The sequence below is a fragment of the Leifsonia sp. SIMBA_070 genome, from assembly GCF_046534635.1.
Taxonomy (GTDB): domain Bacteria; phylum Actinomycetota; class Actinomycetes; order Actinomycetales; family Microbacteriaceae; genus Leifsonia.
In genome coordinates, this window is record NZ_JAWRYK010000199.1 from 1 (window position 1) to 277 (window position 277).

1 protein-coding gene is annotated in these 277 nt (G+C 37.5%); it reads left to right on the top strand.

Features of this window, described 5'->3' with window-relative positions:
- Window positions 1-175: helix-turn-helix transcriptional regulator (locus SB754_RS20010; protein ID WP_410784126.1), on the top strand; the 175-nt coding region annotated here is incomplete at its 5' end.
- Window positions 176-277: the final 102 nt, after the last annotated feature.

The window sequence follows — 277 nt, forward strand, 5'->3', positions numbered from 1 at the left end:
GCAGGAGCTTGCCGATGTGGTGGGCATTACCCGGCAGACGGTCAGTCTGATCGAAAAAGGAAAATATAATCCATCATTAAAATTGTGCCTACAAGTTTGTTATGCAGTGAATGCCACGTTAGATGAGATTTTTTGGATAAGCAGGGGGGATTTTGATGAAAAAAATCAAGGATGAACGATTGATAGCGCAGAATTTACAAAACACAAGAATAGCCTATATCGTACAAACAATAGGTATTTTTGGTATTCTTGGCTATGAATTTTTCAAAAATGGAAT